General features: G+C 39.4%; 25 protein-coding genes and 2 tRNA genes. 12 read left to right on the top strand and 15 right to left on the bottom strand.

What is annotated here, in order from left to right; all coding sequences use genetic code 11:
- Nucleotides 1-113: 113 nt before the first annotated feature.
- Nucleotides 114-1,310 carry a DUF3095 domain-containing protein gene (locus EHQ64_RS20015; RefSeq protein WP_135651575.1) on the top strand — a complete coding sequence of 399 codons (1,197 nt, stop codon included), beginning with the start codon at nt 114-116 and terminating at the stop codon, nt 1,308-1,310.
- A gap of 7 nt (nt 1,311-1,317) precedes the next feature.
- Here the strand turns inward: EHQ64_RS20015 and EHQ64_RS20010 are convergent, their stop codons facing one another.
- Nucleotides 1,318-1,719: a MerR family transcriptional regulator gene (locus EHQ64_RS20010; protein WP_135651574.1), complete on the bottom strand. Its 402-nt coding sequence runs from the start codon at nt 1,717-1,719 to the stop codon at nt 1,318-1,320.
- A 69-nt stretch (nt 1,720-1,788) separates the two neighbouring features.
- Here EHQ64_RS20010 and EHQ64_RS20005 point away from each other — a divergent pair, with 69 nt between their 5' ends.
- Complete coding sequence (locus EHQ64_RS20005; RefSeq protein WP_135651573.1) at nt 1,789-2,361, top strand: hypothetical protein; 573 nt, start codon at nt 1,789-1,791, stop codon at nt 2,359-2,361.
- Nucleotides 2,362-2,397: 36 nt separating this feature from the next.
- Here EHQ64_RS20005 and EHQ64_RS20000 read toward each other — a convergent pair whose 3' ends face one another.
- The 4 genes from EHQ64_RS20000 to EHQ64_RS19985 all read right to left on the bottom strand — a co-directional run bounded on the left by EHQ64_RS20000 (nt 2,398) and on the right by EHQ64_RS19985 (nt 7,753).
- Nucleotides 2,398-5,505, bottom strand: a complete 3,108-nt coding sequence (locus EHQ64_RS20000; protein ID WP_135651572.1) for an efflux RND transporter permease subunit — start codon at nt 5,503-5,505, stop codon at nt 2,398-2,400.
- Entirely contained in the window at nt 5,471-6,652 is a 1,182-nt protein-coding gene (locus EHQ64_RS19995) for a TolC family protein (RefSeq protein WP_135651571.1), read from the bottom strand. The genes EHQ64_RS20000 and EHQ64_RS19995 overlap by 35 nt, the downstream gene beginning before the upstream one ends.
- 150 nt (nt 6,653-6,802) lie before the next feature.
- Nucleotides 6,803-7,159 (bottom strand): hypothetical protein, encoded by a 357-nt coding sequence (locus EHQ64_RS19990; RefSeq protein ID WP_210410896.1) that lies wholly within the window; start codon nt 7,157-7,159, stop codon nt 6,803-6,805.
- Between the two features lie 84 nt (nt 7,160-7,243).
- On the bottom strand, nt 7,244-7,753 hold the full coding sequence (locus EHQ64_RS19985; protein ID WP_135651570.1) for a TfoX/Sxy family protein: 510 nt from the start codon (nt 7,751-7,753) through the stop codon (nt 7,244-7,246).
- A gap of 178 nt (nt 7,754-7,931) precedes the next feature.
- Here EHQ64_RS19985 and EHQ64_RS20285 point away from each other — a divergent pair, with 178 nt between their 5' ends.
- Nucleotides 7,932-8,075, top strand: a complete 144-nt coding sequence (locus EHQ64_RS20285; protein WP_167882440.1) for a hypothetical protein — start codon at nt 7,932-7,934, stop codon at nt 8,073-8,075.
- Nucleotides 8,076-8,087: 12 nt separating this feature from the next.
- On the opposite strand, the gene EHQ64_RS19980 is transcribed toward EHQ64_RS20285, so the two are convergent.
- On the bottom strand, nt 8,088-8,489 hold the full coding sequence (locus tag EHQ64_RS19980) for a TfoX/Sxy family protein (RefSeq protein WP_135651569.1): 402 nt from the start codon (nt 8,487-8,489) through the stop codon (nt 8,088-8,090).
- 46 nt (nt 8,490-8,535) lie between these two features.
- Entirely contained in the window at nt 8,536-10,806 is a 2,271-nt protein-coding gene (locus EHQ64_RS19975; protein ID WP_135651568.1) for an NAD(P)-binding domain-containing protein, read from the bottom strand.
- A 63-nt stretch (nt 10,807-10,869) separates the two neighbouring features.
- Here EHQ64_RS19975 and EHQ64_RS19970 point away from each other — a divergent pair, with 63 nt between their 5' ends.
- On the top strand, nt 10,870-12,507 hold the full coding sequence (locus EHQ64_RS19970) for a hypothetical protein (protein WP_135651567.1): 1,638 nt from the start codon (nt 10,870-10,872) through the stop codon (nt 12,505-12,507).
- Here EHQ64_RS19970 and EHQ64_RS19965 read toward each other — a convergent pair.
- The 4 genes from EHQ64_RS19965 to EHQ64_RS19950 all read right to left on the bottom strand — a co-directional run bounded on the left by EHQ64_RS19965 (nt 12,504) and on the right by EHQ64_RS19950 (nt 14,686).
- Nucleotides 12,504-13,115: an FMN-binding negative transcriptional regulator gene (locus EHQ64_RS19965; protein ID WP_135651566.1), complete on the bottom strand. Its 612-nt coding sequence runs from the start codon at nt 13,113-13,115 to the stop codon at nt 12,504-12,506. The genes EHQ64_RS19970 and EHQ64_RS19965 overlap by 4 nt on opposite strands.
- Entirely contained in the window at nt 13,115-14,371 is a 1,257-nt protein-coding gene (locus EHQ64_RS19960; RefSeq protein WP_135651565.1) for a PQQ-dependent sugar dehydrogenase, read from the bottom strand. Before EHQ64_RS19960 ends, EHQ64_RS19965 begins: the two co-directional genes overlap by 1 nt.
- Before the next feature lie 86 nt (nt 14,372-14,457).
- Nucleotides 14,458-14,530, bottom strand: a tRNA-Ala gene (locus tag EHQ64_RS19955).
- Nucleotides 14,531-14,612: 82 nt separating this feature from the next.
- Nucleotides 14,613-14,686, bottom strand: a tRNA-Ile gene (locus EHQ64_RS19950).
- Nucleotides 14,687-14,832: 146 nt separating this feature from the next.
- On the opposite strand from EHQ64_RS19950, the gene EHQ64_RS19945 reads away from it, so the two are divergent.
- Complete coding sequence (locus tag EHQ64_RS19945) at nt 14,833-17,166, top strand: sensor histidine kinase (protein WP_135651564.1); 2,334 nt, start codon at nt 14,833-14,835, stop codon at nt 17,164-17,166.
- Here EHQ64_RS19945 and EHQ64_RS19940 read toward each other — a convergent pair.
- From EHQ64_RS19940 to EHQ64_RS19925, 4 genes are all read right to left on the bottom strand, one after another.
- The gene (locus EHQ64_RS19940; protein WP_135651604.1) at nt 17,163-17,816 is read right to left on the bottom strand and encodes a response regulator transcription factor; all 654 of its coding nucleotides are present in this window, start codon (nt 17,814-17,816) and stop codon (nt 17,163-17,165) included. The genes EHQ64_RS19945 and EHQ64_RS19940 overlap by 4 nt on opposite strands.
- A 90-nt stretch (nt 17,817-17,906) precedes the next feature.
- Entirely contained in the window at nt 17,907-18,899 is a 993-nt protein-coding gene (locus EHQ64_RS19935) for a hypothetical protein (RefSeq protein WP_135651563.1), read from the bottom strand.
- A 153-nt stretch (nt 18,900-19,052) separates the two neighbouring features.
- Complete coding sequence (locus EHQ64_RS19930; protein WP_135651562.1) at nt 19,053-20,252, bottom strand: acyltransferase family protein; 1,200 nt, start codon at nt 20,250-20,252, stop codon at nt 19,053-19,055.
- Between the two features lie 3 nt (nt 20,253-20,255).
- Nucleotides 20,256-20,891, bottom strand: a complete 636-nt coding sequence (locus EHQ64_RS19925) for a Crp/Fnr family transcriptional regulator (protein ID WP_135651561.1) — start codon at nt 20,889-20,891, stop codon at nt 20,256-20,258.
- A gap of 32 nt (nt 20,892-20,923) precedes the next feature.
- Between EHQ64_RS19925 and EHQ64_RS19920 the strand changes: the two genes are divergently transcribed.
- The 7 genes from EHQ64_RS19920 to EHQ64_RS19890 all read left to right on the top strand — a co-directional run bounded on the left by EHQ64_RS19920 (nt 20,924) and on the right by EHQ64_RS19890 (nt 26,915).
- Nucleotides 20,924-22,144 carry an SMP-30/gluconolactonase/LRE family protein gene (locus EHQ64_RS19920; RefSeq protein WP_135651560.1) on the top strand — a complete coding sequence of 407 codons (1,221 nt, stop codon included), beginning with the start codon at nt 20,924-20,926 and terminating at the stop codon, nt 22,142-22,144.
- Nucleotides 22,145-22,164: 20 nt separating this feature from the next.
- Complete coding sequence (locus tag EHQ64_RS19915; protein WP_135651559.1) at nt 22,165-23,340, top strand: acyl-CoA dehydrogenase family protein; 1,176 nt, start codon at nt 22,165-22,167, stop codon at nt 23,338-23,340.
- Nucleotides 23,341-23,342: 2 nt separating this feature from the next.
- Nucleotides 23,343-24,386: a phosphotransferase family protein gene (locus EHQ64_RS19910; RefSeq protein ID WP_135651558.1), complete on the top strand. Its 1,044-nt coding sequence runs from the start codon at nt 23,343-23,345 to the stop codon at nt 24,384-24,386.
- An 8-nt stretch (nt 24,387-24,394) separates the two neighbouring features.
- Nucleotides 24,395-24,790, top strand: a complete 396-nt coding sequence (locus tag EHQ64_RS19905) for a DUF6285 domain-containing protein (RefSeq protein ID WP_135651557.1) — start codon at nt 24,395-24,397, stop codon at nt 24,788-24,790.
- Between the two features lies 1 nt (nt 24,791).
- Complete coding sequence (locus EHQ64_RS19900) at nt 24,792-25,520, top strand: histidine phosphatase family protein (protein ID WP_135651556.1); 729 nt, start codon at nt 24,792-24,794, stop codon at nt 25,518-25,520.
- 170 nt (nt 25,521-25,690) lie between these two features.
- Entirely contained in the window at nt 25,691-26,188 is a 498-nt protein-coding gene (locus EHQ64_RS19895) for a hypothetical protein (RefSeq protein WP_135651555.1), read from the top strand.
- Between the two features lie 64 nt (nt 26,189-26,252).
- A complete protein-coding gene (locus EHQ64_RS19890) occupies nt 26,253-26,915 on the top strand; it encodes a YrhB domain-containing protein (protein WP_135651554.1) in 663 nt (220 codons plus the stop codon).
- Nucleotides 26,916-26,940: the final 25 nt, after the last annotated feature.

Genomic DNA, 26,940 nt, shown 5'->3' with positions numbered 1-26,940 from the left:
CTAGAACAAATATTACGAGTTGGAGAAAAGAAAATCTTTTCAAAGTATTACAAATAAAGGATTGTGATCGGAACTTTTAACGGCTTCATGAGTCGAACTACGGAAAGGCCCCTATGAATATCTTCCAACATTCTACCATAAACTTTTATAAGGAGCTTCCTGAGATTTCCGAATTTGCGGAAGTTACGGATAGTAGTCATTTTAGGAAGGTCCCGGAAGACTGGATCGTTATCGTTACGGACATAGTAAAGTCGACTGAAGCGATTTTAGAAGGAAGATATAAGGATGTGAATATGGCCGGGGGCCTAACCTTGATGGGGATCACAAATCTCCTAAAGGATATGGAGTTCCCTTTTTTCTTTGGAGGGGATGGAGTTACGGTTCTTTTGCCCGGATCCAAGGCTATGGAAGTCAGGGATATACTTTCGGATACCCGGACTTTTGTTCGGGAATATTTTAAATTGGATCTTAGGATCGGACTTGTGCCTGTCTCCGATATTTATGCGGAAGGTTTGAGTCTTACTATGGCAAAACTCAGGATCTCTAAACATTATACCCAAGCGGTTTTGGGAGGAACAGGGATTACCTTTGCGGAAGATAAGATTAAAGAAAAAAATTCCAGATATCTAACAGACGAATCTTATGTTCCCGAACTAAGGGCGGATTTTTCAGGATTTACATGTAGATGGAAGGATATCCAAAGCCCTAAGGGAGAAATGGTTGCTCTTATCGTTAAGATCAATTCCAGCTCAGATTCGGAAGCTGCTGAAACTTTTTCTAGTTTATTAGCGCTTATAGATTCTTTATATGGTTCAGAAAGAGAATATCATCCTTTACGCGAGGAAAATCTTAAAATAGCACATTCTTCTTCTATACTGGATCGAGAAGCGATCGCTTCCTCGAAAGGTAATAAAATATTAAAATTATTTTATTTATTAAAAATTAAATTTGAGACATACGCGACCGAACTTGCGATTCGTTGGAATATTCCTTTGAAAGCGTTTCATTATAAACTGAATCATTTGAAAAATTATCAGATAATTTCTTCCGATTTTAGGAAATTCGACGGTACTTTTAAAATGGTTTTTGCAACGGATACCGCAGATAGAAAACGTCTTGAATCCAATTTATTAGATTCGGAAAAAGCAGGCAAACTGCAATACGGGATCCATGTTTCTGATCGTGCATTGATGACCTGTCTTTTGCATGCAGGCACGGAAAGAGAAGTGCATTTTATAGATGGAGCAGGTGGTGGTTACGCTTTAGCCGCAACAGAGTTGAAGAAAAAACTTCAGGCTGCAAGAGTTTGATCCATTTTTAAAAAGTAGGGAGACTCTCGCATTCTTTAGCAAGTGGAATACAGCAACCCAAAGAGCGGATCAGAGATTTTTTATATTCTTCCAAAAGTTTAATCTTGGATTCGATTTGCTCGATTTTTTGTTTTGCCGCTTTTTCATAGTCAGAGCACTCTCTCTTTCCTTCTTCGATCAATGTCAGAAGATCTTTAATTTCCCTAATCGTAAATCCTGAGTCTTGAGCCTTTTGGATAAAACTTAACTTTTTTAGATCCGATTCCGAATAGATCCTATAATTATTCGAGTGTCTATTGGACTGGATCAAACCTTCTTTCTCATAATAGCGGATTGTGTCTGTAGTAACTCCTACAGATTCGGCCAATTGACCGATCAAAAAATTTCTATTTTCTGTAATATTTTTCATCTTGCCTATTGACCTTGGACCTTACTCCAACCTGTATATTGGACCTGTTTTTAGCCTGGAGGTTTTATCATGTTAGCTAAAAAAGCGACTCCGATTGTATGTGATTTGCGAGTGTTTAGTCAGGAAGAAAGGGAAGAGCATATTCGACTTTCGGAAAAGGTTTTGGGATCTAATACCGGTTTTTTTGAAACGGAAAAAGCTTTGGAACTTTATTTCGGTCCGAGCTCTTCTAAAGAGGAATTAACGAAATGGTTTTTGAATGAAAGCAGATGTTGTCCCTTTTTGGATTTCGAATTGGAAGAAAAGGAAAAACGTTTTGTTCTCAAGATCTATTCCAGCAAAGAAGGATTAGAGTATTTTAAATCTGTTTTGATGTCCAAAAGAAAGGAGACTATTAAGAGTCAGATAGATATTAAAAAAGGAGTTGGGATCTTTTCAGTAATCGCTGCGGGGGCTTTATGTTTGGCATGTTTTGCTCCTTTACTTTTCGGATATTTCTCCGCTGAATTTGTGACTAGATTTTTGGATCTGGAAAAATACATGATCCCAGTCTTTGGAGTTTTACTTACAGGTTCTTGGGTTTTAGTCTCTCGTTGGAGAAAAAAAAGAAATCCAGAAAAGTCTTCCGGCTGTGGGTGTTAGTGTCCAAAGCCGGATTTTCAAAATTTGGAGAAAGATTTATTCTTTCTCCAACCAATAATAGAATGCCGGCAAAAGGATCAGAGTTAGGATCGTTGAGGAAAAGATCCCTCCTATTACCACTGTTGCCAAAGGTTTTTGCACTTCTGCACCTAAGCCAGTTCCGAAAGCCATTGGAACAAATCCGAAAGAAGCGACTAATGCTGTCATGACAACTGGGCGGATCCTGCTGATTGCGCCTTCCAATACGGCATCTCTCACTTTCATCTTTTTCTCTTCCCTGATCCGATCGATCGTATAAAGTTTTACTAAACCGTTTAAGACCGCGATCCCGGAAAGAGCAATGCATCCGACGAAAGCAGATACGCTTAGATCCATTCCTCTTAAATACAAGAACCAAATGCCGCCCGTTAACGCGAAAGGAACGCAGAAGAAAACGAGCAATGCCTGTTTTATGGATCTTAGTCCCAGGTAAAGGACTGTGAAAATCATGAATAGAGTGGCAGGAATGATGAGAGAAAGTTTTTCCTTTGCCTGAGCTAAATTTTCTATCTGACCTCCCCAAAAGATGGAATAACCCGGTGGGATGTCCAACTGAGAAACTTTAGAGATCGCATCTTTATAAAAACCTTCCAGGTCCCTTCCTCTTAGATTGACCGAAACTGCAACGAAACGTCTGGACTTATTTCGGGAGATAGTCATTACCTTTTCTTTCTTTTGGATAGAGGCTAAGAATCGGATCGGTACTGTTCCTCCGTCATCAGTTCCTACATTTATATCTGCTATCTCCGATTCTCTGTTCCGAAATTCTTCCGATAAACGGATCTTGATCGGGAATCGCACTTCTTCCTCGTAAAAACCTCCTAGTTCAAATCCGCTCATGGAACTTTCCACGACGGAATTGAATGCAGGTAGGGAAATATTATAATATTTAAGTTTTGCACTATCCGGAATAATATCGATCACATTCGATTTTCTTAATGCCATGATCGGATCTAATTCTACTTCCGCAGCTCCAGGGATCTGCTCTAAAGTATTCTTCAGGTCCTCTTGCAATTTTAAAAGTACATTCAGATCTTTACCAAGAATACGGACGCTTATATCGGCCCTACTTCCTTCTAAAAGTTCGTTAAACCTTGCTTCTAATGGTTGGCTAAGAGTGAGTTCGGACTCTGGGAATTTTTCTCTTACTGAGGTCTCTATCTTATCCAAGAATTTTTCCCAACGATCTTTTGCTAAAAGATCGGAGAGCATTTCTTTTTTAAGAATGATAAATGTGTCCGCATTAAATGGCCCCATTGGATCGTTTGCGACGGAACTTGTTCCTATTCTCGAAAAAACACTCTCCACTTCAGGCATTTGTTTTAGGAAAATTTCCAGTTCCTTCTGTTCTTTCAGACTTTCTTCTAAGCCGGTATTCCCGCTCCGAACAATAACCAACATCAGATCTCCTTCCATAAGTTTTGGAAGAAAGACCGTGCCCATTCTGAAGTAGATCAATAGTGTAACTGCAAAAAATAATAGTGAATACAATATGATCTTACGTGGTTGATCTAAAATTTTAGGTAACTTCTCCGCATACCATTGAATGATCCTACTATCTTTTTTCTTCGTATGAGCTCCTACATTTTGAGGGGCTAAGAAAAAATAGAGTAAAGGAGGAAGAAGAAATACGGAGAGAAGTAGGCTAAAGCCGAGCGCGAGTAATACGGTTTCTGCCATTGGCCGGAACATTCTACCTGGAATACCGTCAAGAGTTAGTATTGGTACGTATACCAACATGATCACTAGTATCCCGAATGAGACCGGCTTTAAAACTTCCAGAGAAGAGTCTAAGATCAGTTTTCTTTTTTCTTCTCGGTTTATATACTTTCCGGATTCGAATTTAGAAAGAACGTTCTCGGTGATTACGATAGATGCATCTACCAAAAGTCCGAAATCGATAGCTCCCAAGCTCATTAAATTTGCGGAAATCCCGAAGGCTCTCATACAAATGGATGCAAGAAGCATAGAACCTGGGATGATAAGAGCAACAATGAGGGAAGCTCTTAAGTTAAACAATATTAGAAAAAGTGTAAGTATTACTAGGATCGCACCCTCTCCTAGATTTTTTAACACAGTTTTTATCGTAGACTGGATCAAAAAAGATCTTTCGAGTAAGATCCTAACCTGAACTCCGTCCGGGAGAGCTAGATTTTCTACCGCTTTGTGTAAAGATTCGTTTACCTTGTAACTATTCTCTCCCTTTAGCATAAGAGCTGTCCCGAGAACAATTTCTTTCCCGTTGGAACTCGCTCCTCCTAGTCTAGGAGTTCCGTGCTCGTTCACATCTCCAATGTCTGAAACTTTAACCGCAGCTCCTGTTAAGGTCCTTCGGACGGACATGGCTGAGATTTCGTTTAGATTTTTTTTGAGCCCGTATGCTCTTACTATGGAAATTTTTCCTTGGTTCTCTATGAATCCTCCTCCGAAACTTTCTCCAATTGTGGAAATGTCCCGAACGATCTGATCGATAGAAAGTCCCCAACGTTTCATCCGATTCGGATCCAGATCTATATGGATCTCTTTCTCGTAACCGCCATTGGAATCCACTTCAACGATTCCCGGCACCATAGCCTTGATCTGAGGGCGGACAGAATAATCCTGTATAGTTCTTAAGAATAAAAGTTTTTCTTCCTCGGGAAGTTTATCCAATTTCGAATCCGGAATCGCTTCCACGGAATAGAAAAATATCTCTCCGAGTCCCGTTGTATTCGGAACAATAGTAGGAGAAACGCCGGGAGGAAGTTTCTCCTTTGCACTGGAAATCCTTTCCAAGACCATGGATCTGGCTTGGTATATATCCGTTGTCTCCTTGAATATAAGTGAAATATTAGATAAACCGAATTTAGATACGGAACGAACGTCTATTAAATTAGGAAGGCCTAACAGTTCAGTCTCTAACGGAAAAGTAATCACTTTTTCCACCTGTTCCGGATCCAAGGAGCCCGTATCTGTAGTGACGATTACCTGAACATTTGTGATATCGGGCACCGCATCTATTGGCACTTCGTTTAAGGAATAAAAAGAGAATACGAATAAAAAAGTTACCAGTCCTACTGATAAAAACGGATTATTTAGGCTGATATTCAAAAGTCTGGCTAGCATTGCCTAACACTCCTATGATATCTTTTTCGTTAGTGATATAAAGTAGGTTCAGAAGACTTTCCAAATGGGAAATTTGTGCGTCTAGAACCGCGTGATGAGTTTCATGTAATTGGTTCTCAAGTTCGAGATAGCTGATCAACTGGATCCTGCCTCGCTTGAATTCCATATCTGCAAAATTCAGATCTCGATCTATTCTATCTAACTGATTGAGATCATATAGATCTAAATTCATCTTGGCTTGTTCATAATCCAGATAGGCTTGTTTGAAAGAAGTTTGGATTAAGTTTTCTTGATATGCCAATCGATCCTGCTTCGACTTCATATTCGTTTCTGCAGAAGCAACTTTGTTTTGGAATTGGTCCCAAACCGGTATTCTGAACTTTAATCCGAAATCATAGAATCTGTTCGCAACTCCGGATTTATCCTCTCCGATCTGGCTCGTAATAGAGTAGTCAGGATATTTTTCCAAATTTGCGAGCCTCAGCTCTGTTCTCGCCTTGTCCAATTCTCCTTTTGCAGCGAGAATAGACGGGTTTTGAGAGATCGCTCTTTTTTCCAGTTCTTTAAGATCAAATTTGATCCCTCCTTTATAATAAGGGATCTTCAATTTCGGGATCGATTCTTGTCTTAAATATAAATTTAAGGATTCATAATCTTTAGAGGCACCCAACTGTAGATCGTTAAAATGTTTTCTAAGAGCTAAAATTTTGGTCTCTATGATATAAAGATCCGTTTTAGCCTGAGGAGTGAAAAAAGGGCGAGCCTTGATATAATTTTCTATCAAGGAAAGTCTCTTTAATCTTTCCTTTACGTGATTTTTCTTATCGGCAGCGACCAGATAACGATACGCAAATTTGATAGAGCTTAGACGAATAGAATTATAAGCTTCTATTTGTTGGATCTCTTTGATCTTAGAATCATTATCCACCAAAAGTTGTTTTAATTCTTTCCTTCCCGGAAAATAAATTGGCTGCTCAATTTGCACCGCATATTCGGCACCGGATTCGTCTGCGGCTTTCCTTTGTCCGTAATCGACATATACAGAAGGGTTTTGTGTCTTACCCTCCTGTCTTCTTTTATAAAAGAGACTTTCTAGATCGGAATGGATCGCAGTTAGAAGCGGAGAATTTTTCTCCGCCGTTTCCATAATGGAACGAAGGTCCCATTCTTTGGAACCTGCTTCCTCAGAGCCATAAAGCGGGTAAAAAACTAGCCAACAAAAAGATAAATATACAAATATTGAATAAAAACGCACGTACACCTCACATTATAAAAACAGAAAATTATAATGTGAGATCTAAATTAATATTCTAATGAAAGAGAGATGAGAAAGAGTTTCTGAACCTGAAATGTTTAGCGGTTCTTTTTCTAAAGTAAATAGAACAGATAGTTCCTGATCTACCAGGCTGATGCGATAGTGCTCTAAAATTTGTAATGGAAAGGAGAAAATAGAGCGGGAATCTTCCATATCCTTTTTGATGGAAACGAGATCCCAATCGCATACAGGCCCACTATCCCGATTTTGTTCTTGGTGGCAGGGGGAAGATTGGGAAGTTCCTGCTTCGATTTCACAGAAAGGCCCGCAGTTAAAAGCGAGCACGAGAATAGAAAGTAAGGCGCAGGTGACCAGGACTTTCAGTGATCTCGATTTCATTCTTCCAAGCTATCAATCTGTCTTATAAAGTAAATTGAAAAAACTCGGATGAGTTCCTACAAAAATTAAGACATAGTATTTATCTTACTTAGACGTCCTAGACTTTGCGGTTTTCTTTTTCGCAGGCGCTTTTCTTTTGACGGTGGGTTTTTTCTTAGCCACCGGTCTCGAAGGTTTTTTGCGAGCAGCCTTTTTCTTTGCGACAGACTTTTTAGAAGAAGATACTCTCGATTTGGATACTTTCTTTTTAGGAGCAGTCTTCTTCTTTAATGTAGAAGCCTTGTTTGCTTCCGCCAATGATTTTCGGAACCAATAGATCAGGTCTTCGTCGTCTTCCAACACTTCTTCCGGAACTTCCCAATAGGAGACTCTGATCAATTTTCCGTCCTTTCCGGGATATGTAAAAGGTGACATCCCTGCGTGTTCGTATTCGGATCGATTGGAATCTCCGACCCTGAAATACAAATGATCTTTGATAATCATAGCAAAAATCTGAGAACCGGAATAAATTCCATGACCTCCGAACATATTTTTGTAAGAAAGCGGACCACAAACTTTTAAACGATCTTGTACATGTATAAGAAAAGAACTCATAGACAAAGGATTATGCAATATAAGCAATAAATTGACAAGAAGAAATCGATTTCTATAATATCCGCTACAAAAAATCGAAGTTCGATCCGGGCCATTGAAAACATAAATTTAAATTTCTTTACATAGAAAAACCCGATTTCAGTCTAATTCATAAATAGGCAGGGTTTAGGCGGATATCATGTCGGTCGCGGAAACATTAAAAGCAGAAGCAAGATTAGAAGTGGCTCGCAAGATGATCCAGAAAGGGATCGAACTTGTGATTGTCTGGAGAGTGACCGGTCTTTCCGAAAAAGAATTAAAAGCGAGTGGGATTATTAAATAGTCTAAACCTATATTATTTTTTCTTTATCTTCTTCCTTGCCGCTTGTTTGGCGCTCTTCACTTTCTTTTTAGCTGCGGTTTTTTTCTTAGGTGATTTCGATTTTTTGGATTCTGCCAAAGATTTTAATATCCACTCTCTGAGGTCATCCGGATTTTCCAAAATTTCTTCCGGGACCTGCCAGTAGGACATTGCTATACGTTTTTGTTGTTTTGCCTCATATACGAAAGGAGACATGCCTGCCGCTTCGTAGTCCGTTTTATTACCGGGGCCGACCTTAAAATACAGAATATCATCCGAGATCAGTCCGAAAATGGTGGATCCGGAATATACTCCATAACCACCGAACATTGGTTTAATGAGAACCGGGCCGAATGTGCTCAGTCTGTCTTCTATATAGTCTAGAAAGGAACTCATTCTATGAAGTTCCGCTAAGAATTATATTTAGTCGATCCGAATTCTTTTATAAAACCGCTTTCAGTTTATCCAATACCGGTGTATTGTTTTGCAGTTTTCCGAAGGAAAGGACTTGAGTAGGGCAACTTACTACGCAAGCAGAACATCTTACACATTGTACGCTGTCCATTGCTCTTCCTTTATTCGCGTAATTCATCACATCGATCCCTTGGTGGCATACGGAAGTGCAGATATTGCAAGAAATACATTTTTTCTTTTCCGCGAAGATCCTGAACTTACTGAATTTAGCATATATATGCATCAGAGCGGAAAGAGGGCAGAACATTCTACACCAGATCCTGCCGGAGAACATGAAGTAAGCTCCTACTCCGACTACTCCTCCTAAACCAAGGTCCACAACTAAATCATAATATACTTTTATGGAATCTGCTCCATATTCTAAAGGCCAGAAAATTTCTCCTGAACTTCCCACTAATTTTGCGATCGTGAGTATAGCGGCTAAGAGTAGGATCCATTGGCCTGAATGTTCCAGTTTATAGGCCCATTTTCCATGAGGCATTCTGTTTCTGTATTCGTCGCCCAATGTCTCTGCGAGGCCTCCGCAGGAACAGATCCATCCACAATAGGCACCCTTGCCATACTTGTAGACTAAATATGGGATCAGCCCAAAGCTCATTAGAAAACCATAAAGTAGCCAGAATGTAGTGATCCCTCCATCGTATAGGACTCCCATATTTAAAGGCCAGGCCAAGATAAAACCGTAAGCCTTCCAATATGCACCGTCAGGAAATACTTGAGTGAGTAAAAATCCGTTGGAAGGTCCGAGTAGACCTTGTTCTCCTAAAAATGGAAGAATGATCTCCGGTAGAAGGAATAATGGAAAGATTTGGATCAGGATCAGAGTGATCGTTTGCAATTTGATATAAGGTGTAGGTCTTACCTTGATCCTTCTGATCCCGAAGAATAGGATGGTAGTGGAGTAAAGAACCGTATAATGAAAGCTAGGATATTTTCCGAAAAGATAAAACCCTGCGTATTTTGCTCCGAAATAAGCGACGCTAAAATAAATTGCTGCAGAGGCGAGATAAAGATTTTTGAATGTTTTCCATCTCCAGGACAAGAATGAATCTTTGGAAATCACAAAACGAACGGATGAGATCAAAAAGATAACCGAAGAAACTAAAGCTACCCAGGAATACCAACCCGCTGCATAAAAAGATGCCTTGCCGAAATATAAAAATAACGCAAAACTGAATAGGGAAACGAATCCTAAAATTTCTCTAGTGTTGATCGTGTTTCGAATATGGATCCCTATTTTTTGCAAAAAAGAAATAGGAGCTTCCGAGCCGATAAGTATTAAGGAAGAGTCCACCTTCTCCGTTTCTTTCTTTTTGCCTACTTTCAGTTGAACCTGTTTAGAAAGGAATTTTTCGGGAGAAGAATTCGGAAGAAATTTAATCTTATTTTCAGAGACTGCTTTTTGGAACCGATTCTTATTCTCTTCTTTTGGTCTGGAGATCTCGGCGTCTCTATAAGAAAGTGTGACGGAAGAAGCTGTATCTACTAAAGACAAGGCTGCCTCAACTGCAGTATCTCCTCCTCCTACAACCAAAACATTTTGGTCTTCGAAGTCTTTGGGATCGATGAGTCTATGAAATACATTTTCCTGATCTTCTCCCGGGATCCCTAAACGTCTACTGTCCCCTGATTTTCCGATCGCAAGTACTACATAATAGGAACGGAATTTTTTTCCGGATTCCGTTTTAATCTGAAATTTTTCTAAAGTATCCTTAGAAGGAAGTATAGATTCTACTTTTTCGCCGGTTAAAATAGGAAGTTTATGTTTTTTTAATGCATTCTCTAAGGACTCGAGTAATTCTTCTTTTGTATTATTCTTTATAATAATGGGAGAATCCGGAATTAGATCGGACGGTTCCGCAAAGATCGGTTTCCCTTTTGGATAACTGGTGATCGTATGAAACGGCTGGTTTGCTTCTAATATTTGAAAATTAAGACCAAGTTTTTTGGCCTCGATCCCTGCAGAGACACCCGCAGGTCCCGCACCTACGATCAAAACGTCTAGTATATCCTTGGAGGCGGATCTAGTTTTTTGAGAAATTGTTCGAATAGCGGAAACTCCGCTTTGAACTGAATACTTCAGCAAAGGAATTCCGGTGAGATCTCCTGCGATAAAAATTCCAGGGACGGAGCTTTCTAATTCAGGATTGATCTCAGGATACTTTTCGGCTTCTCCTTTTGGAGCTCCGTTATTCAACCAATCAAAATATCTCGGAATGAAGGATAGTAGGGCAGTCATAACTATTCGAACGTTGATGAAATCGACTTGCTCCCTAAGGTTGAGACGGAAAAATCCTGACAGATGGATTTTCTGAAAGGACTCGATTTGAAAAACCGTATTTTCTTCTTTTCCGTTTCCCTTTTGGGATTTCTTGGATTCGTTCTCTCTTTGGGAAGAGTAACGATGGATCCTAGCTTAGCAGGTTTCTTTTATAACTCCGATTCTCTCTTTTTTTCGATAATTTACCAGGAACTTTTTTTAAAACCCGGGGCAAACTTTTTAATCTCCTTAAAGGACCTGGGATGGACTCCTGCTCCTTATTTTTTCCCCGATTTAGTGCAGTATTTTGCTCTTAGAACCATTTATTTGCCATTGGATCGAGGTGCTTGGGAATGGACCCATTTATCGTATGCGATCTTTCAGTGGACCCTTTTGTTGTCCGGGATCTTATTCTTTTTACAAAAAGTTCGGAAAGAAAAACTCCAATACGAAGGAATTTTTCTGACATTAGGATTCGGATACTTTGTAGGGATCATATTAATTTTATATAAAATAGATCTGTTTGTATTTTTACCAGGGTTTCACGGAGGGAATCTTGCGGTTTTGAGTTGGGCCTGGGCGTTCTTTCATCAATGGGAGGAAAGAAATTCCGGAAAAGATTTTATTCTAGTCTTTGTTTCAGTTTTCCTTTTCTCTTTGAGCGATCTACTTTTTATTCCGTGTTTTTTGGTCCCGACCCTTGGAGTTCATTTTTGCCAATGGTTTATAGAAGAAAGAAGCGCAAATCGAATTAAGAAAATTGTATATTTATACTTCCCTGTAGTTTTGGGGATCGTATTCTCCAGATTCTTTTTTCAGTGGATACGGAAAATTTCTCCAGTATTTTTTCCGGGGGTAGCGTCTCCTCAGAAAATAGGAGAAGTGATCGGTACCTGGAAATTGGAGGATTTTGCTTATTCTTTAACTAGATTATGGAAAGAAAATTGGATCTACTTGGTATGCATTTTAGCTTTCTTTTTACTTATAAAACTTCTTACAAAAAAAGAAAAATTTCAAACGGATCGTTCGGAGTATCTGTTTCTGGTCTTAGGGATCTTCACACCTTTCGTATTATTGATCTATGGATTTGTTTTTGGTCTCGCGGGGAAACAAGGAATCCAGGAAATAGATAGATACTTCGGGCAGATACTTTTAGGTTTTCTTGGTATTGGTTTCGTATTCATCCTTCGATTTTATCAAAACGGATTTTTTAAATTCGGATCGGCAATTTTACTTTTACTTGTCATACTTTTCTCAATACAATTCACGTACAGAAAAGGTTTGGGTATAGAACATTATCCTAACAAGGTCGCATGTTTGGATCAATTGTCAGAATCTAAAGATTGGAAAAGAGGGATCGCAAGTTTTTGGTATGTAAGACCGATGAGGATCTTCTCTAAAAGGGATCTTCAACCGGATGATTATTTATATGATCTAATGCTATTTTATTGGCAGAATAACCTAAGTTGGTTTGAAAGAGAAACTCCTGCTTATACATTCGCGATCGTAGATGGGATCGACGAAAAGATCCTTAAGAAAAAATTAGGAGAACCTTCTTCGATTACTTATTGCGATGGGATCCCTATCTATTCTTTCGATCGTCCGGAAAAAAGTTCGGAATTTATAAAGGAAAATAGAAATAAGATAGATATGTGGAGAATTTCCACTTCGAGATATTAAACGATCTCTATTTGATTGATCTTTTTCATCCAAGCCGCGAGATCTTTTTCTTCTTCATAACCGGTCTTTTCCAATTCTCGGATCACATTTTTTCTTCTTTCGATCGGATGGTTTTGACTAAGTTTTATTTTTGCTTCGAAACTTAGATCTGTGATCTCGAACCCTTTTATTTTTCCTAGAAGAGCTTTTTTGATCTCTAGTTTGGGAGTTCCATATTTATAGTCGGAACTTTCGGATTCGAAATACAGAATAGACTCTTCTAATATTTTCTCGGTCTGTACTGCATCTAAGATCTTCATAGTTCCTTTTGCATGGACCGAGATATAATTCCAGGTAGGAACAGTTTGGTCCGTTTCATACCAAGTAGGAGAGATATAAGCATGAGGCCCGTGAAATATACAGAGAACATTCGTATTCTTCTTTAATAGAGGATTCACGGATGCCATATGTCCGACTAAACTATTTTTGTTAGAAGAAAGTAGAAGAGGGATATGAGTCGCTTCTAATCCCTGTTCGAGGTTAGAAACAAAAACGGCAAACGGATATTTGCCGATAATTTCATGGATTATATTAAGATCTTCTAATTTAAAATGTTCCGGAGTATACATTATTTACCGGGATCTAATCTTAAGATCTGACCGGAACCGAAATCCGCCAAATAAACGGAACCTCTTGCATCTTTTCCGAATGTGGAGATGAGCACCGGCCATTTTCCTAGAGAGTATGCTTCTTTCACAGGACTTCCGTCTTTTGGAATATCTATCGCCCAAATCCTTCCGGATACGAAATCTCCGAAAACATATTTACCTTGCAGATCGGATATCCTATCATTCGTGACAACATATCCTCCGGTGATAGAACTACCATCTTCTCTTCCGTATTCGTAAACCGGATCTGTTAATCCTTTTTTATCACAATCTGTTTTGGGTTCGAAACAATGTGTAGCTTCCGTTTTATTCCAGCCGTAATTTTTTCCTGCTTCTACTACATCTATCTCTTCATAAAGATCTTGGCCCACATCTGCAATGATCAATCTTCCGGAAGGGTCGAAAGAATATCTCCATGGATTCCTAAATCCGTAAGCGAATGTTTCCGGTTTGAAAGAAGGATTTTGTAGGAATGGATTATCTTTCGGGACCGAGTATTCTTTTCCCGGATCTTTTGAGTTTACATCTATCCTAAGAACGGATCCTAAAAATGTGGAAGGATTTTGTCCGTTCCCTTTCGGATCTCCCATCCAGCCACCATCTCCCCAAGCGATATATAATTTTCCGTCTTTGCCGAAAGCTAATTGTCCTGCGTTATGATTTCCGTAGGGTTGTTTGACTTCCATCAGGATCCTTTCTTTAGAAAGTTTCGCTTTTTTAGGATCCTTAGGAAGGTCTATAGTCCATTCTGAAACTCTGCTTGTTTCTCCGTTCTTTTTGGCTACGTAGTTCAGATATAAGAACGGCTTTTCTGGAAATTCAGGATGTAATACGACTCCTAATAAACCTTGCTCGGAGTCGGTGGAAATTCCATCAAGTTTTAGTAATATACCTGATGTCCCGTCTTTAGGGTCTAACCATTTCAAAGCGCCTGTTTTTTCCGCGACTAAAAATATATCAGGCCCAGGTATCATGAGTAGATCGACTGGTTGTTCGAATCCGCCTCCGATTGTTGTTAGGCTGATCTTGATCTTCTTCCTTTTTTCGTCATTCTGATTGAATACGGCAGCGAGCCCCGATTCTTTTCCCTCGGCTTTGTATTTGGCCATATCATCTACATTTGCGACTAAAAGACGTCGGATATCGTCGCAGGACACGTTAAAGAATAGAAGGGAAAGCACAAAGATCGATGAGAATCTGGAAAAGGAAGTTTTCATGATCCGAATTCTTCCTTCGAATCCGTTTAGATCCAGCTTTTTTCAGGAATATAGGAGAAGGAATCGATTGGTTTTATGAGGATGATTGGAGCGTATCGGGATCGAACCGATGACCTTCTGAATGCAAATCAGATGCTCTCCCAGCTGAGCTAACGCCCCTTTTATCAGGGATGAGTGGAATTTTTGCCGGTTGGAAGTTTGTCGGAATTCCGACATCCACTCATTACCAACCGATTTTACCTGGGCCTGATAAGACTTGAACTTATGACCCCACGCTTATCAAGCGTGTGCTCTAACCAACTGAGCTACAGGCCCGGTAAAAGACATGATTTTTATATGAGATTCTCTGGCAAGGGATTTTTAAAATTACAATACAAGACGAGCAGGGCGAAACCGGTTTCTTTCCCATCCTGTAAGCTTTTTCGTTTACGAATTCTTGGAATCTGCTTAGATTTGCCCAAGTGAAAATCGGAAAGAAATACTTTGTCTTTTTTATCTCCTGTATTCTGATTCTCCAATGTAATTCTAAACTCGGACCAGAATCGCCTAAGGTCATTCGCGGATCTGTAGATTTAAGAGAATGGTCTTTTCAGAAAGATAAAACTTTAGCCTTGGACGGCGAATGGGAGTTTTATTGGAAAGAATTTCTTCCTATAAAGCAAAATCCGGATCCAAAAACAAAAATCTCACCTCGATTCGCAAAAGTTCCTGCTGTTTGGAATTCAGTCCTTCCTGCCCAAGAAAAAGGATCTCTGGAATATGGATATGCATCTTATAGAGCAAAGATCAAACTTAGGGAAGAGGATCGGACTCTTGCATTATATATACCTGATCTAGGGACCTCTTACCAACTTTATGCAAATGGGGAGTTGATCGCAAAAGCCGGAATGGTAGGAAAATCCGGATCCGAATCAAATGCGGAATACATTCCTCAAATGGTCCTTCTTCCTAAGGCCAAAAATTTAGAGATTATATTATATATTTCTAATTATCAAAATAGATGGGGAGGATTTTGGAATTCGATCCGCTTAGGATATTGGGAAGATATATCAAGTGCCCAAAGAAAGAAAAGGGATATAGAATGGGCCTTGGTCCTTATCGCAGCGATCATGGCGATATACAACGTATTCTTCTATTTTTTCAGAAGAAATGAATCCGCACATTTATTATTCGCATTACATTGTTTTTTGATCATGATCCGTTCTTTGACCAACAGTGATTCAAGATTGGGGTATGAGTTCCTACAAAGTTTATCTTGGGAACTTCCGAATCGATTGGAATACATGACCCTTTACGCATCAGGTCCCACATTCTACGCTTTCTTATACCGTTATTGTAAAACGGACTTTTGGCGAAAATACGGCCATTATTTTTGTATTCCATACTATATCGCAGTCGTACTTACGATATTTTTTCCGAATTCGATCTACACTCTAACATTACTTCCTATATCCTTATATATGCCGTTCGTCACTATGCCGATCTGGGGAGTTTTACTTGTTAGTGGATTAAGAAGAAGATTGGAAGGTGTATTAGTCTTATTTTTAGGATACGCGGGTATAAGCCTTTGTACTGTGAATGATATATTATTTAACTACGGAGTTCTTAATACTTTTTACATGATCCAATATGGAGAAGTTGCTCTGATCCTCGCGTATTCGATCTTGATTTCTAAGTTATTCTCCGCTGCTTTTTCTAGATCGGATCGTTTAGGAAATCAGATGAAATCTCTGGTAAGCTCTACGAGGGAAATCATGCTTTCTTCCTCTTACTCGGAAGCTGCAAATTCGACTCTTAAAATTTTATCAGAGGGAAAAAAAGAGAACTCCGTATTATTCGTATATATAGAAGAGCCGAATTCATCCGTATGGAAAAGATACTCCATACCATCTAACGGCGGATTGGAAATTGGAGAAGTACATAAATACGATATCAAGGATAGAATGGGATTGGATCCGAACACACTCTCGGAGCCGATCGTTTTGAACGGAAGGTTGATCATTCCTGTAAAAGGAGAACAGCCTTATTTATCGGTATTGGATCTTCCTTTTTCCGGATATTCGGATGATTCACAAATAGATTGGATCCAAGGGATCGCGCATGCACTTTCTTTTTCTGTTCGGAATATTGCGAGACAAGACCGAGAAAAATTGGCGATCATAGGAGAACTTTCCACGGAAGTGGTCCATGATCTAGGGCACTCAATCGCGATGATCCAGCAGAGTTTAAGGAACTTGGAGAATAAAAAACAAGTCAATCGGAAGAACATCATTTCACAGGCAAAAAAGGAAGTAGACGCTCTTACGAACCTTACTTTGGATATATTAGATTTTTCTAAAAATAAGATTATCTTGGATATGAAGCCGGTGGATATACGTTCTTATTTTACGGAAATTTACGAAGACTTAATTTTATTTTCCCAATCTTCAGATATGAAGATCTCTGTTGATCTGAACGCAAAAGGAAAGATCCGCTTAGATCCTCTTAGGGTCAGGAGATTGATCTTTAATCTTGCTAAAAACGCCTCCGAGGCGATGTCTGGAAGCGGAATATTCTCTATTCGTGTGGAAAAAGAATCGGACGTATTGTATTTAATTTTCGAAGACAATGGAAAAGGATTCGGTCCTGAAATATTGGAATATGTGTACGAAACAGGATTTAATAGTAAAAAGCCTTATGGCTACGGATTGGGATTGTCCATCATCCGAAAGATCGTCTCTGCTCACGGTGGAGAAATACTTTTGAACTCGGAAGAAGGGAAGGGTTCGAAATTTACGATCTTACTTCCTTGTTAGGGTTTTTCGGAAGATTCCAATTGTACAAGTATCCGGGTCAGCTCCACTACGTTCTCCACTTCTAATTTTTTAAAAATAGAAGCTCTATGTGCTTCCACCGTGCGGATACTAACATTTAATTCGGAAGCGATCTCTCTATTTAATCTTCCTTTAGAAAGAAAATGTAGTATCTCTGCCTCTCTTTTAGTTAACTTTTGGATGACTTCTCCGACTTTTTTGATCCAATCTGAATCGTAGCTGAAATTGGTGATCTCTCCCGGAAAGACCTTGCCTCTATTTAATATTTTTCTAATGGATGCCATAATGGACTCCATTGAATCGCTTTTTAAAAGATAACCATCTGCCCCTGCGGAGATTGCATCCTGTAAATAGGACCAATCCCTATGCATAGTCAAAAATACTATTTTTAGATCGGGGAACTTCTTTTTGAGAGAATCCAATTCTTTGATCCCGTTCTCGTCCTGCAGGGAAACATCACAGATCAAAAGATCCGGACCCGCAAAAGTCATGGCTTTTAGTCCTTCCTTGATAGAAGAAGCGGAACCACAATGCTCGAACTCTCCGGAAGACTTGATCTCCGATTCTAACCCGGAGCGAACGATCGGATGATCATCTATTAGAAAAATTTTAGGTCGAGTTCGAACTGGCATTCTTTGGGATTTTACCAAACCTAATAATAAAGGCAATCCTTAAAAATTTCTTCCTCGACCGAATCACTTTATAAAATCATGAAGCACTTTTCAATTGTCTTCGAAAATTGCGTCTGCTTCGTTATAAGATCCATTTCCAGGAACAGTACAAGTCTGCTCTGCGTAGCTTGTATTGAATCCTGGACCTCCTCCTGGAGGAGAAATATAATAACTTCTGGTAGTGATCCCTTCATTGCCTGGATAAGTGCATCGTCCAGTCCGAGTCATACTTGCTGAATTTAGACCGTTACAATCGTGAGAGGCCCCGACGTAAGTGCTTCCTGCTCCTAATCTTTCATAACAAAGTGCTGAGCTGGTCCAGTTGTTGACGGATGTCGCTTGGATCTGCCCACTTGTAATATTCGTTCTATAAAGCGCAGGAAGGAAACCATCTGCATATTTAACTTCTATAATATATGTTCCGGAGGCCAAATTTACCTTTTTGAATTGAGCTCCAGATCTCTCATTTTCGACGATTATCGTTTGTGGGGAAGTTGGAGTCGCGTAATAATATAAGCTTACGTTTACTCCAATATGGCCGAACATATTAAAAAGAACATCTCCGGTGCTACCGACATTGATGCTTAAAAAACTGCTCGGATCGGCGGAACTGATCGGACGATTTAAACTATTCGGAACTGCTAAGGTTACGTCGATGAGAGGTCTGTAACGAACAGTTTTAGAGAGGACAGTGTTTCCCGATTTTTTAACTATCATTGGGAATGTGGCATTTTCGGAAACGCCTGGAACGGTAGGCATTATGAATTCTAAACTTCCATCTCCAGGAAGATCAATCCCGGTCGCAGAAACCCCATTAACCAAAACCGTATAATCTCCGGAAACTCCCGTAAAATTGCCGGAAATCGTATTTTCAGAACCTGGAAAACCTTTTGGAAATACTATATCCGCAACAGGTAGGCTATTCATCACGGCTAATAAACCGAGAGTGTCCGAAAGACTCTGCCCATCGTCTTTTTTACATGCAGAAATACTAATTAAGTAATAAATAAGAATATAGATCCATGCTTTTCGATTTAGGTTCATGACGAATGCCTTACCTTTTTCGAAAAATTATGCCCCTTTAATACATAAATTTCTATTCGTGGAACTACTAGGGTATGTTCCTATTTTAAGTAGAATCCGAAGGGTTTTTAGAAGGAAATCTCAGCGTTGATCCAGAGTCGATGGGGAATTGGATTAATTTTCTTTTCTTTTAAAACTGATCCCTTTATTCCCAAGTACCGTAAGCCAGAAATTGGAATCGCGGATTACAAAATGATAGATCGCAAAGGTTACTAAATAAACCAAAAAGATATGTAGAGCGAATTTGATCCAAATGGAAAGACCTGAGCTTACAACCAAGAATCCGACTCCGAGAGAAATTGGATGATGGATCAGATAAACCGGAAGGCTGGACTCTCTCAGGTATGAACTAAGTTTATTAGTATGATAAAAATATAATTGGAAGAGTCGGATGAAAAATTCGATCCAGATCCAGCCACCCAAACATTTTAAGAAAATATGAAGTATTCTGTTTGAATATCCAGTATATCCGAAATACGACCAGTACGGATCGATCGTGCTGATCCAATAAAAAGCACCAAAGGAAATTATGGAAAGGATCCCTAAGAATAGGATCTCAGAGCGTTCAATTTTTCCTTTTAATACAGTTCCTTCTCTTCCGATCAAAAAACTCCCGAATAAGAAAAAGCTGAAATCGTATACGAATTGTACTGGCTCGATATTAAAATACTTTTCATCCTTTAGAAAAAAGTAATTAATTCCACAGGTCCAGATCGTACACCAGATCCCCGCGATCAATATAGTTTCCCATTTGATCAATTGTTTGGATGCGGAAGAATTTTCTCCGTACCTGGAAACCGGAAGGATCAGATTTCCTATCTTGGAAACTACCGGTCGGACCCCTAAATACAAAAAAGTATATAAAGCAAGATATAATATAAACCAGAGGTGGGAAGGTGCGGGGTTCTTAAGTAGGAACTCTTCCCATAAAAATCTGAAATAATTCCCTTGGTATCCTTCCTGTAACGCATTTACATAATATTGCATCGGAGCAAAAAGGATGATCCCTGGGATCAAGGGTAATATGATCCTAAGCGCCCTAAGTTTTAAGAATTCGTTAAAAGTTTTAGAAAGATAGATCCTCTCCGTAAAGTATCCGGAAAGGACGAAGAACATAGGCATCCTGAAAAGATGGACCCATTCTCCAAACACGTCAAATGCGATGGATCTTTCTTCGTTACGTAGAGGATAAATGATAATTGCTGCATATACGATCGCAACATGGAAGGCTAATCCAAGTAGAAGAGCAAACGATCTAAGATTGTCTAAATAATCCAGCCTAGGGCTTTTGGCCGGTTGTGTTTGAGAAACCAAGAATTACTGGTCCAGAGTATATTTAAAAAACGTTTCCCTGATCAGAATATGGCTCGGGTCGTTTTTAGGTTGTTCGATCAGTTTATCTTTTACTAAAAGATTGATCGCCGATACAAGATCGGTATGTTCTAATCCCACTCTTAAGATGGCCCATTTCATAAAAGCGGCCAAATGGACTTTGTATTGTCCTGAATCTTCTTGTTCGCCCCTAGTTTGCGCAAAAGTGATCAGCGCGGAAGTGACTATATTTTTTCTATCTCCCTTTAACAGGCTCGCGATGGTTTGGTTCGTTTCCCTTAATCTTGAGGAAAGCATTTTAACCATTTTTAAAGAAAAGGAAGGATTTGTTTGGATAAGGTTATAGAACACGCTCTCGGTGATCGCAAAAAGTAGTACATCCGTTTTTGCAATTGCTCTGGCACTTCTTGGTTTTCTGTCTACGAGAGCCATCTCGCCAAACATATCACCTTCTTTCAATTCGATCAGAAGTTTGAAAGCTTCCTTTACCTTTTTGTGGATCCCCACCTTACCGGAAAGAATCAGATACATTTGATCTGCTGGCTCATTCTCATCGAAAATAACTGCGGATTCCTTAAAGCGGAGGCCGTGTTTTTGCACCATATCTTCCGATATCTTCATTATCATAGCGAACTTAAAAAGTTTTAGTCCTCATGTACGATATCGGCGATTGGTTGGGAGCCGCAATCAATTATTCTCGGAAAGATGGTAGGAAGAAGGAATTTTACGTTGACTGGGCACCCTTCGTAGGTAGCGTCTCTTTCGTTTTCCCTAAGGAGGGAATCGTGAACACGAAAAAAATCCTCCTGCTCTTTGCAGCGTTTCTTATCATACTGACAATAGGTTTTGCACTCAAACCTTCCCCGATACAACCAATCGCTTATCAACCTCCTATCGATACCGGTTTGATAGGTGGCTTCCAAGAGAACAAGGCCTTGGAGTCCGCGGAACTCGTGGCTCTCGGAAAAATACATGGCCCGGAAGATATAGAGCCTGACGAAGAAGGAAATATTTACTCAGCAAGCGAAGACGGAAAGATCTATCTCATCTCAAAAGATGGAGAGATCAAGGCTCATGCATTTACGGGAGGAAGACCTCTTGGAATGAAATTATTAGGAGACGGTTCCATCATAGTCGCAGATGCGATCAAGGGTCTACTGAAAGTAGGTCGGGATGGAAAAGTAGAAGTATTAACTACAGAATCAGAAGGTGTCCCTTTCAAATTCACGGACGATCTTGACGTTGCAAAAGATGGAACGATCTATTTTTCGGATGCGAGTGATAAATACGGTTCTGCGGAATATTTATATGACCTAATGGAATCCGTTCCTCACGGAAGACTTTTAAAATACGATCCTCGTACTAAAAAGACCACTACTTTGATGAAGGATCTTTTCTTTCCGAACGGAGTGGCGATCTCTCAGAATGAGGACTTTCTAGTATTAAACGAAACTTACAAATATAGGATCCATAGATATTGGATCAAGGGACCAAAGGCCGGGACAAGCGAGATCTGGGCGGAAAATCTTCCCGGATTTCCGGATAATATCTCCTCCGATAGAAAAGGAAGATTCTATTTAGCGTTATTCACAGTTCGAAATTCAATGGTGGATAAGATCCTACATCCTCGTCCTTGGACAAAATCCTTAGTAGCAAAACTCCCTAAATTTCTTTGGCCTAAGCCTCAACCTTACGGATTTGCAGTGATTTTAGACGAGAATGGGGTGGTGGAAGCGAGCTTTCAAGAGCCGAAGGGAAAACATCTGAAAGAGATTACCTCGGTTAAGAGAAAGGGAGATTATATCTACTTGGGAAGTCTTCATAACGACAGGATCGGTAAATTCAAATTACCTCCTGAACTCATAAAAGAATAAATAAGGAAAACTGAATATACATGGACTTATCCATACCTAAGGAAGTCGAAGGAATTAGAGAAAGAGCTAAGGCATTTGTAGAAGAAGTAGCGATACCCGCAGAAGATCATTATGATTATGATCACGGAAGAATGCCTGAACCTATCGTACAAAAGTTAAGAGAAGAGGCTAAAAAAAGAGGATTATGGACCGCTCATCTTCCTAAATCGGAAGGTGGATTAGGTTTGGACCTGGTCGGGACCGCATTAGTGTTTAGCGAGCTCGGACGTTCTCCGATCGCACCTTATCTTTGCAACTGTGATGCACCCGACGAAGGAAATATGCATCTTCTTCATCTAGCAGCAAACGAAGAACAAAAGAAAAAATTCTACCATCCTCTTGTAGAAGGAAAGATCAGGTCCGGTTTTGCGATGACTGAACCTCCTCCCGGAGCGGGTTCTGATCCGACCACTCTTTCGACTAACGCAGAAAAAGACGGGGATCATTATATCCTGAACGGTCATAAATGGTATTGTACCGGAGCAAACGGAGCTTCCTTTTTGATCGTGATGTCTAAGGTAAACGATAGTTTCAGAAGAACTTCTATGTTCTTAGTGCCAACCGATTCTCCAGGATATACAATGGTACAGGAAATCGGTGTTTTAGGTTCTCATGGTCCAGGTGGACATTGTGAGTTAAAATTCGAAAACGTAAAAGTCCATGAGTCGCAAGTTCTTGGAAAAATAGGAGAAGGTTTTAGACTTTCGCAAGAAAGGCTTGGTCCCGCTCGACTAACACATTGTATGCGATGGATCGGTCTTGCTAGGAGATCCATGGAGATCGCGAGAGATTATGCGATCAAACGTGAACTTTTTGGTGGAAAATTATCCGAACATCAAGGAATCCAATGGATGTTTGCAGAATCTGCTTTGGAAATCGAATCAGGCTTCCTGCTAACATTAAAGGCAGCTGACATTCTTCGTAAAAAAGGAGACGCGAGGCAGGCAGTGTCCTTAGCGAAATGGCAGGTGAGTGAAACTTTGAATAAATGTATTGATAGAGCGATCCAGATCTGCGGTTCTCACGGTTTTAGTCGTTACCTAAAATTAGAATTATTTTATAGAGATGCACGGGCTGCAAGGATCGCTGATGGTCCGACCGAAACTCATAAGATGGTGATCGGAAGGAACTTAATGTCCGGAAAGGAGAACTTTTAATCGTGAAAGATTCCGAATTGAAGGAAAGGCTGGAATCGTATTTAGGAAAAAGGCTACAAGGAACAGTAGAAATCGCTAATATGGTTTCTCTTTCGGGAGGGGCCTGTCAGGAAAATTTTTCGGCCGATATAAAAGTGAACGGTGGCCCCGAGTCCGGAACATATCAAACCGTTTATAGAACGGATAAGGGCGCTGCGTTACTCGCTTCTTTATCCAGGATAGACGAATTTAAAGTATGTAGAATGGCCTTTGAAGCAGGAGTAAAAACTCCTGAGCCTTTCTGGCTGGAGTCAGACCTTGCTATCACGGGGAATCCTTTTTACTTTATGAAAAGGATCCAAGGAAAAGCAACCGGAAGATTTGTAGTTAAAGATGCTAGTTTAAATAAAGTACGTAAACAGATTACACAAGAGCTCGCGGAGAATCTTGCTAAGATCCATTCGGTTACTCCTGACAAATGTAAGGATGAAAAACTAAAAGAGGTTTTGAATTTAGGTCAGTACGTTTCGGGCAAAACCGTTGCTCAAGGTTCCGTTCAGGCGCTACGTTCTCAGTTGGAATCTATGGACGGAGCATATCCTGCTATGGAGATCATTCTGAACTGGCTGGAAAAAAATTCTTTGGAATCCGATTCTGTAGTTTTGATCCATGGAGATTTTAGGACGGGGAACTTTATGGTCAACTCCGAAGGTCTGCAAGGGATCGTAGACTGGGAATTCGCGCATTGGGGAGATCGCCACGAAGATCTTACCTGGTTATGCATGAGAGACTGGAGATTCGGAAAACTGAATAAGGAAGCCGGAGGGTTTGCGGAACGCTCCGAATTTTACGAGATCTACGAAAAAGCTTCCGGAGTAAAATTGGATCCTAAAAAGATCAGATATTGGGAAGTGATGGGAAATCTTCGTTGGGCGATCGGTTGTATCGGTCAGGCAGAAAGACATCTTTCCGGAAAAGATAAGGGTATAGAACTCGCTTCCATCGGTAGAAGAGCCTGCGAGATGGAATACGAAGCAATGAGACTCATAGAAGAGTCCGTAAAATAGAGGATCATATGCAGGATAAACCGAGCGCAACGGAACTTTTGGAAGCGATCCAAGATTTTTTAATGAAGGAAGTCCTACCTGAATTTAAGGACAAAGATCTTTTAGCATATAAAACATTAGTAAGTTGGAATATGTTAGGAGTGATCTCTCGAGAGATACGTTCAGGAGAGGAATTATTGGACAAAGAACTGTCCAGACTTGCTTCCTTATTAGGAAAGAAGAATGAATTCCCTAAAACATGGAATGAGAAAAAATCACTCACTACTTCTTGGAATGAAGAACTAAGAGATATTATCCGTAAGGAAAAAAAATCTTTGGAAGATTCGGACTACTGGAAACATATAAAAGAATCCGTAATCGAAAAAGTGGAAGTAGTAAACCCTAGATTCTCAACGGAATCGTAAAATGTCCGTTCTATATTTAATTCGTCACGGACAGGCGAATTCGACCGGAGAAGATTACGATCTATTGACCGATAGAGGCAAAGAACAAGCATTTGCTCTTGGGAAATGTATGGCGAATAACGGAGATCTTCCGGACAAGATCGTTTCGGGATCTTTGAGACGCCATAAAGAAACTGCAGAATTTTTCTTAAAAGGCGTTCATTCCGTTTGTTCCGAACTCAAAACTGCTCCGGATTTTCATACGATTGATCCGAATTGGAACGAATTTCCTGCCGAGTTATGGAAGAAGTATGCAGAATATCTTTCTTCTACCCGGACTGATTTTGCGAGAACCTTAACTCAATTTGCAAAGGTTCGTCCTCAGGGGGGAATGCGATCCACTGCTTTATTCTTTAAATTAACGGAAGAGATTCTATCTGTCTGGAGAGAAGGGAGTTTTACTCCCCAAGGGATTGAAACTTACGAGAATTTTCAATCAAGAGTAAATCTTGCCTGTGATACCTATTTTCAACCATCTAGTGCAGAAAGGATCTTTATTTTCACTTCCGGCACTCCAATCTCCTTAACCTTAAGGAAGATGCTAAACCAGGATGAGGACGCATTTACATGGATGCCTTGGATCTGGAATAGCTCCGTTAGCATGTTTCGTTGGGTCAGAGGTAGATATATTCCTGTAAGTTTGAATTTTCTGCCTCATATCGCAGACAAGTCTTTGAGAACTTTATATTAGGTTTTTTGCAAGTTTTTAAAATTTATAAAAAATATAGTAGTTTTTATAAATAATTTCTGGGAAAAATTGGTAAAAAGGCAAGTGGAGAATAATTTGGCTGCTCAATTCATTCACCAGTTTCCCATAATAGGAAATACTATACGGGGATATCTCATATTTTTATAGGTAAGATGAACATTCAGGAGATATTTGATAAAGTTAAAATTTTCTCAAAAGAGCTTTTAATGTATGAAAACTACATTTTATATACTAAGCTATCTGAAGGAGAAATTTTCGAAAGGATCCAAAATGTTTCTGGAAATGATTATTACAAAAGAATAGTCGGCAATCAATTCCAAATGTATAGATTTATTGGATATAGAAATTCTTGTCTCCCATATGTACAAGGCACGTTATTTCCTGAGAAAGGAATTACATTTATTTCGATTAGGGCTCGATTGCATCCTGTGATGAAAATCCTACTTGTGCTCTTTATTTTCTTTCCGATTTTGATTTTCATATCGCCTTTGTTTGAGCAGACTGAAACAAACGTAAGCGCTGATAAAATAACTACTAAAATTTTGATTATTCCTCTTGCGGTATATTTTATTGGGTTAGCCTTTTTTAAATTTGAATGTAAAATCATTAAATGGTTTATTGTTCGACTGCTGGATGGAAAGTTTAATTAGGAAATTATTTTTAAAGGGTTTCGAGTTCAATTGTCAATGATGCACATTCGATCAACGTAATATTATGAATTTTGTCGATAGTTCCAAAGTCTCTTATATCATTTTTTTAGAATTTAAAGGGAAGAAGGCTTCAGAAGATGAAATAGCTTTCGTTAAAAAATACGACAATTATCATTCTCAATTTGATCTAAAAGCATTAAAAAGTATTCTCAATCCGTATGAGCTTGGCATTTCGATTGGACGTTTCCCGGAAGCTGAGGCTAATGCGATTTTGAATGAGAATCAAGATTTAAATTTAAAGCTCATTGAAAGAAATCCAACATTAAGAGACAATATCATTCTTTCCACCGAAAGGGAAGCTAGAGCAAAGGCTGAGGAATATCTGAATAATCGATCTCTATCGTTAGGTGACGATAGTTATTTAATAACTGAAATTGAAACGAAAAGATACGGCTGGATCATACATTTTGCAAATAAGAAATACTTGGATACCAATGATGATTCATATCTTTTGTTTGGTTCTGGCCCTTTGATCCTAAATAAGTATGATGGGAGTATTTATCCACTTGGATCAGGAAGCCCTAATGGCGAGATTTACTTATATGAATTACAGTATTTTCCGGATTTCGTAGGTTCTGGTGAATTCGTTGAAAATGAATTAGCTCGCATACTTAGGGAAAACGCAGATGTAGTCGATTTTCCATTTACGGATTTAGACGGAAAGTAATCGAGCTTCTTAAATGGATCCCACT

The sequence above is a fragment of the Leptospira sarikeiensis genome (assembly GCF_004769615.1).
GTDB classification, from domain to species: Bacteria; Spirochaetota; Leptospiria; order Leptospirales; family Leptospiraceae; genus Leptospira_B; species Leptospira_B sarikeiensis.
The sequence above is the reverse complement of the archived record's forward strand: the minus strand, read 5'-3'. Positions and strand labels throughout refer to the sequence as shown.

What these genes read in the sequence shown, in the direction of transcription:
- EHQ64_RS19980 (WP_135651569.1), bottom strand. Translation starts at nt 8,489, where the DNA reads ATGAGTTCCTTTCTAGACTATATAGAAGACAGACTGAGCACATTCGGC.
- EHQ64_RS19900 (WP_135651556.1), top strand. Translation starts at nt 24,792, where the DNA reads ATGTCCGTTCTATATTTAATTCGTCACGGACAGGCGAATTCGACCGGA.
- EHQ64_RS19970 (WP_135651567.1), top strand. Translation starts at nt 10,870, where the DNA reads ATGGATTTTCTGAAAGGACTCGATTTGAAAAACCGTATTTTCTTCTTT.
- EHQ64_RS20285 (WP_167882440.1), top strand. Translation starts at nt 7,932, where the DNA reads ATGTCGGTCGCGGAAACATTAAAAGCAGAAGCAAGATTAGAAGTGGCT.
- EHQ64_RS19995 (WP_135651571.1), bottom strand. Translation starts at nt 6,652, where the DNA reads ATGGAAACGGCGGAGAAAAATTCTCCGCTTCTAACTGCGATCCATTCC.
- EHQ64_RS19960 (WP_135651565.1), bottom strand. Translation starts at nt 14,371, where the DNA reads ATGAAAACTTCCTTTTCCAGATTCTCATCGATCTTTGTGCTTTCCCTT.
- EHQ64_RS20015 (WP_135651575.1), top strand. Translation starts at nt 114, where the DNA reads ATGAATATCTTCCAACATTCTACCATAAACTTTTATAAGGAGCTTCCT.
- EHQ64_RS19975 (WP_135651568.1), bottom strand. Translation starts at nt 10,806, where the DNA reads ATGACTGCCCTACTATCCTTCATTCCGAGATATTTTGATTGGTTGAAT.
- EHQ64_RS19925 (WP_135651561.1), bottom strand. Translation starts at nt 20,891, where the DNA reads ATGAAGATATCGGAAGATATGGTGCAAAAACACGGCCTCCGCTTTAAG.
- EHQ64_RS19985 (WP_135651570.1), bottom strand. Translation starts at nt 7,753, where the DNA reads ATGAGTTCTTTTCTTATACATGTACAAGATCGTTTAAAAGTTTGTGGT.
- EHQ64_RS19990 (WP_210410896.1), bottom strand. Translation starts at nt 7,159, where the DNA reads ATGAAATCGAGATCACTGAAAGTCCTGGTCACCTGCGCCTTACTTTCT.
- EHQ64_RS19935 (WP_135651563.1), bottom strand. Translation starts at nt 18,899, where the DNA reads ATGAACCTAAATCGAAAAGCATGGATCTATATTCTTATTTATTACTTA.
- EHQ64_RS19905 (WP_135651557.1), top strand. Translation starts at nt 24,395, where the DNA reads ATGCAGGATAAACCGAGCGCAACGGAACTTTTGGAAGCGATCCAAGAT.
- EHQ64_RS19920 (WP_135651560.1), top strand. Translation starts at nt 20,924, where the DNA reads ATGTACGATATCGGCGATTGGTTGGGAGCCGCAATCAATTATTCTCGG.
- EHQ64_RS20010 (WP_135651574.1), bottom strand. Translation starts at nt 1,719, where the DNA reads ATGAAAAATATTACAGAAAATAGAAATTTTTTGATCGGTCAATTGGCC.
- EHQ64_RS19940 (WP_135651604.1), bottom strand. Translation starts at nt 17,816, where the DNA reads ATGCCAGTTCGAACTCGACCTAAAATTTTTCTAATAGATGATCATCCG.
- EHQ64_RS19895 (WP_135651555.1), top strand. Translation starts at nt 25,691, where the DNA reads ATGAACATTCAGGAGATATTTGATAAAGTTAAAATTTTCTCAAAAGAG.
- EHQ64_RS19915 (WP_135651559.1), top strand. Translation starts at nt 22,165, where the DNA reads ATGGACTTATCCATACCTAAGGAAGTCGAAGGAATTAGAGAAAGAGCT.
- EHQ64_RS19890 (WP_135651554.1), top strand. Translation starts at nt 26,253, where the DNA reads ATGAATTTTGTCGATAGTTCCAAAGTCTCTTATATCATTTTTTTAGAA.
- EHQ64_RS19965 (WP_135651566.1), bottom strand. Translation starts at nt 13,115, where the DNA reads ATGTATACTCCGGAACATTTTAAATTAGAAGATCTTAATATAATCCAT.
- EHQ64_RS20000 (WP_135651572.1), bottom strand. Translation starts at nt 5,505, where the DNA reads ATGCTAGCCAGACTTTTGAATATCAGCCTAAATAATCCGTTTTTATCA.
- EHQ64_RS20005 (WP_135651573.1), top strand. Translation starts at nt 1,789, where the DNA reads ATGTTAGCTAAAAAAGCGACTCCGATTGTATGTGATTTGCGAGTGTTT.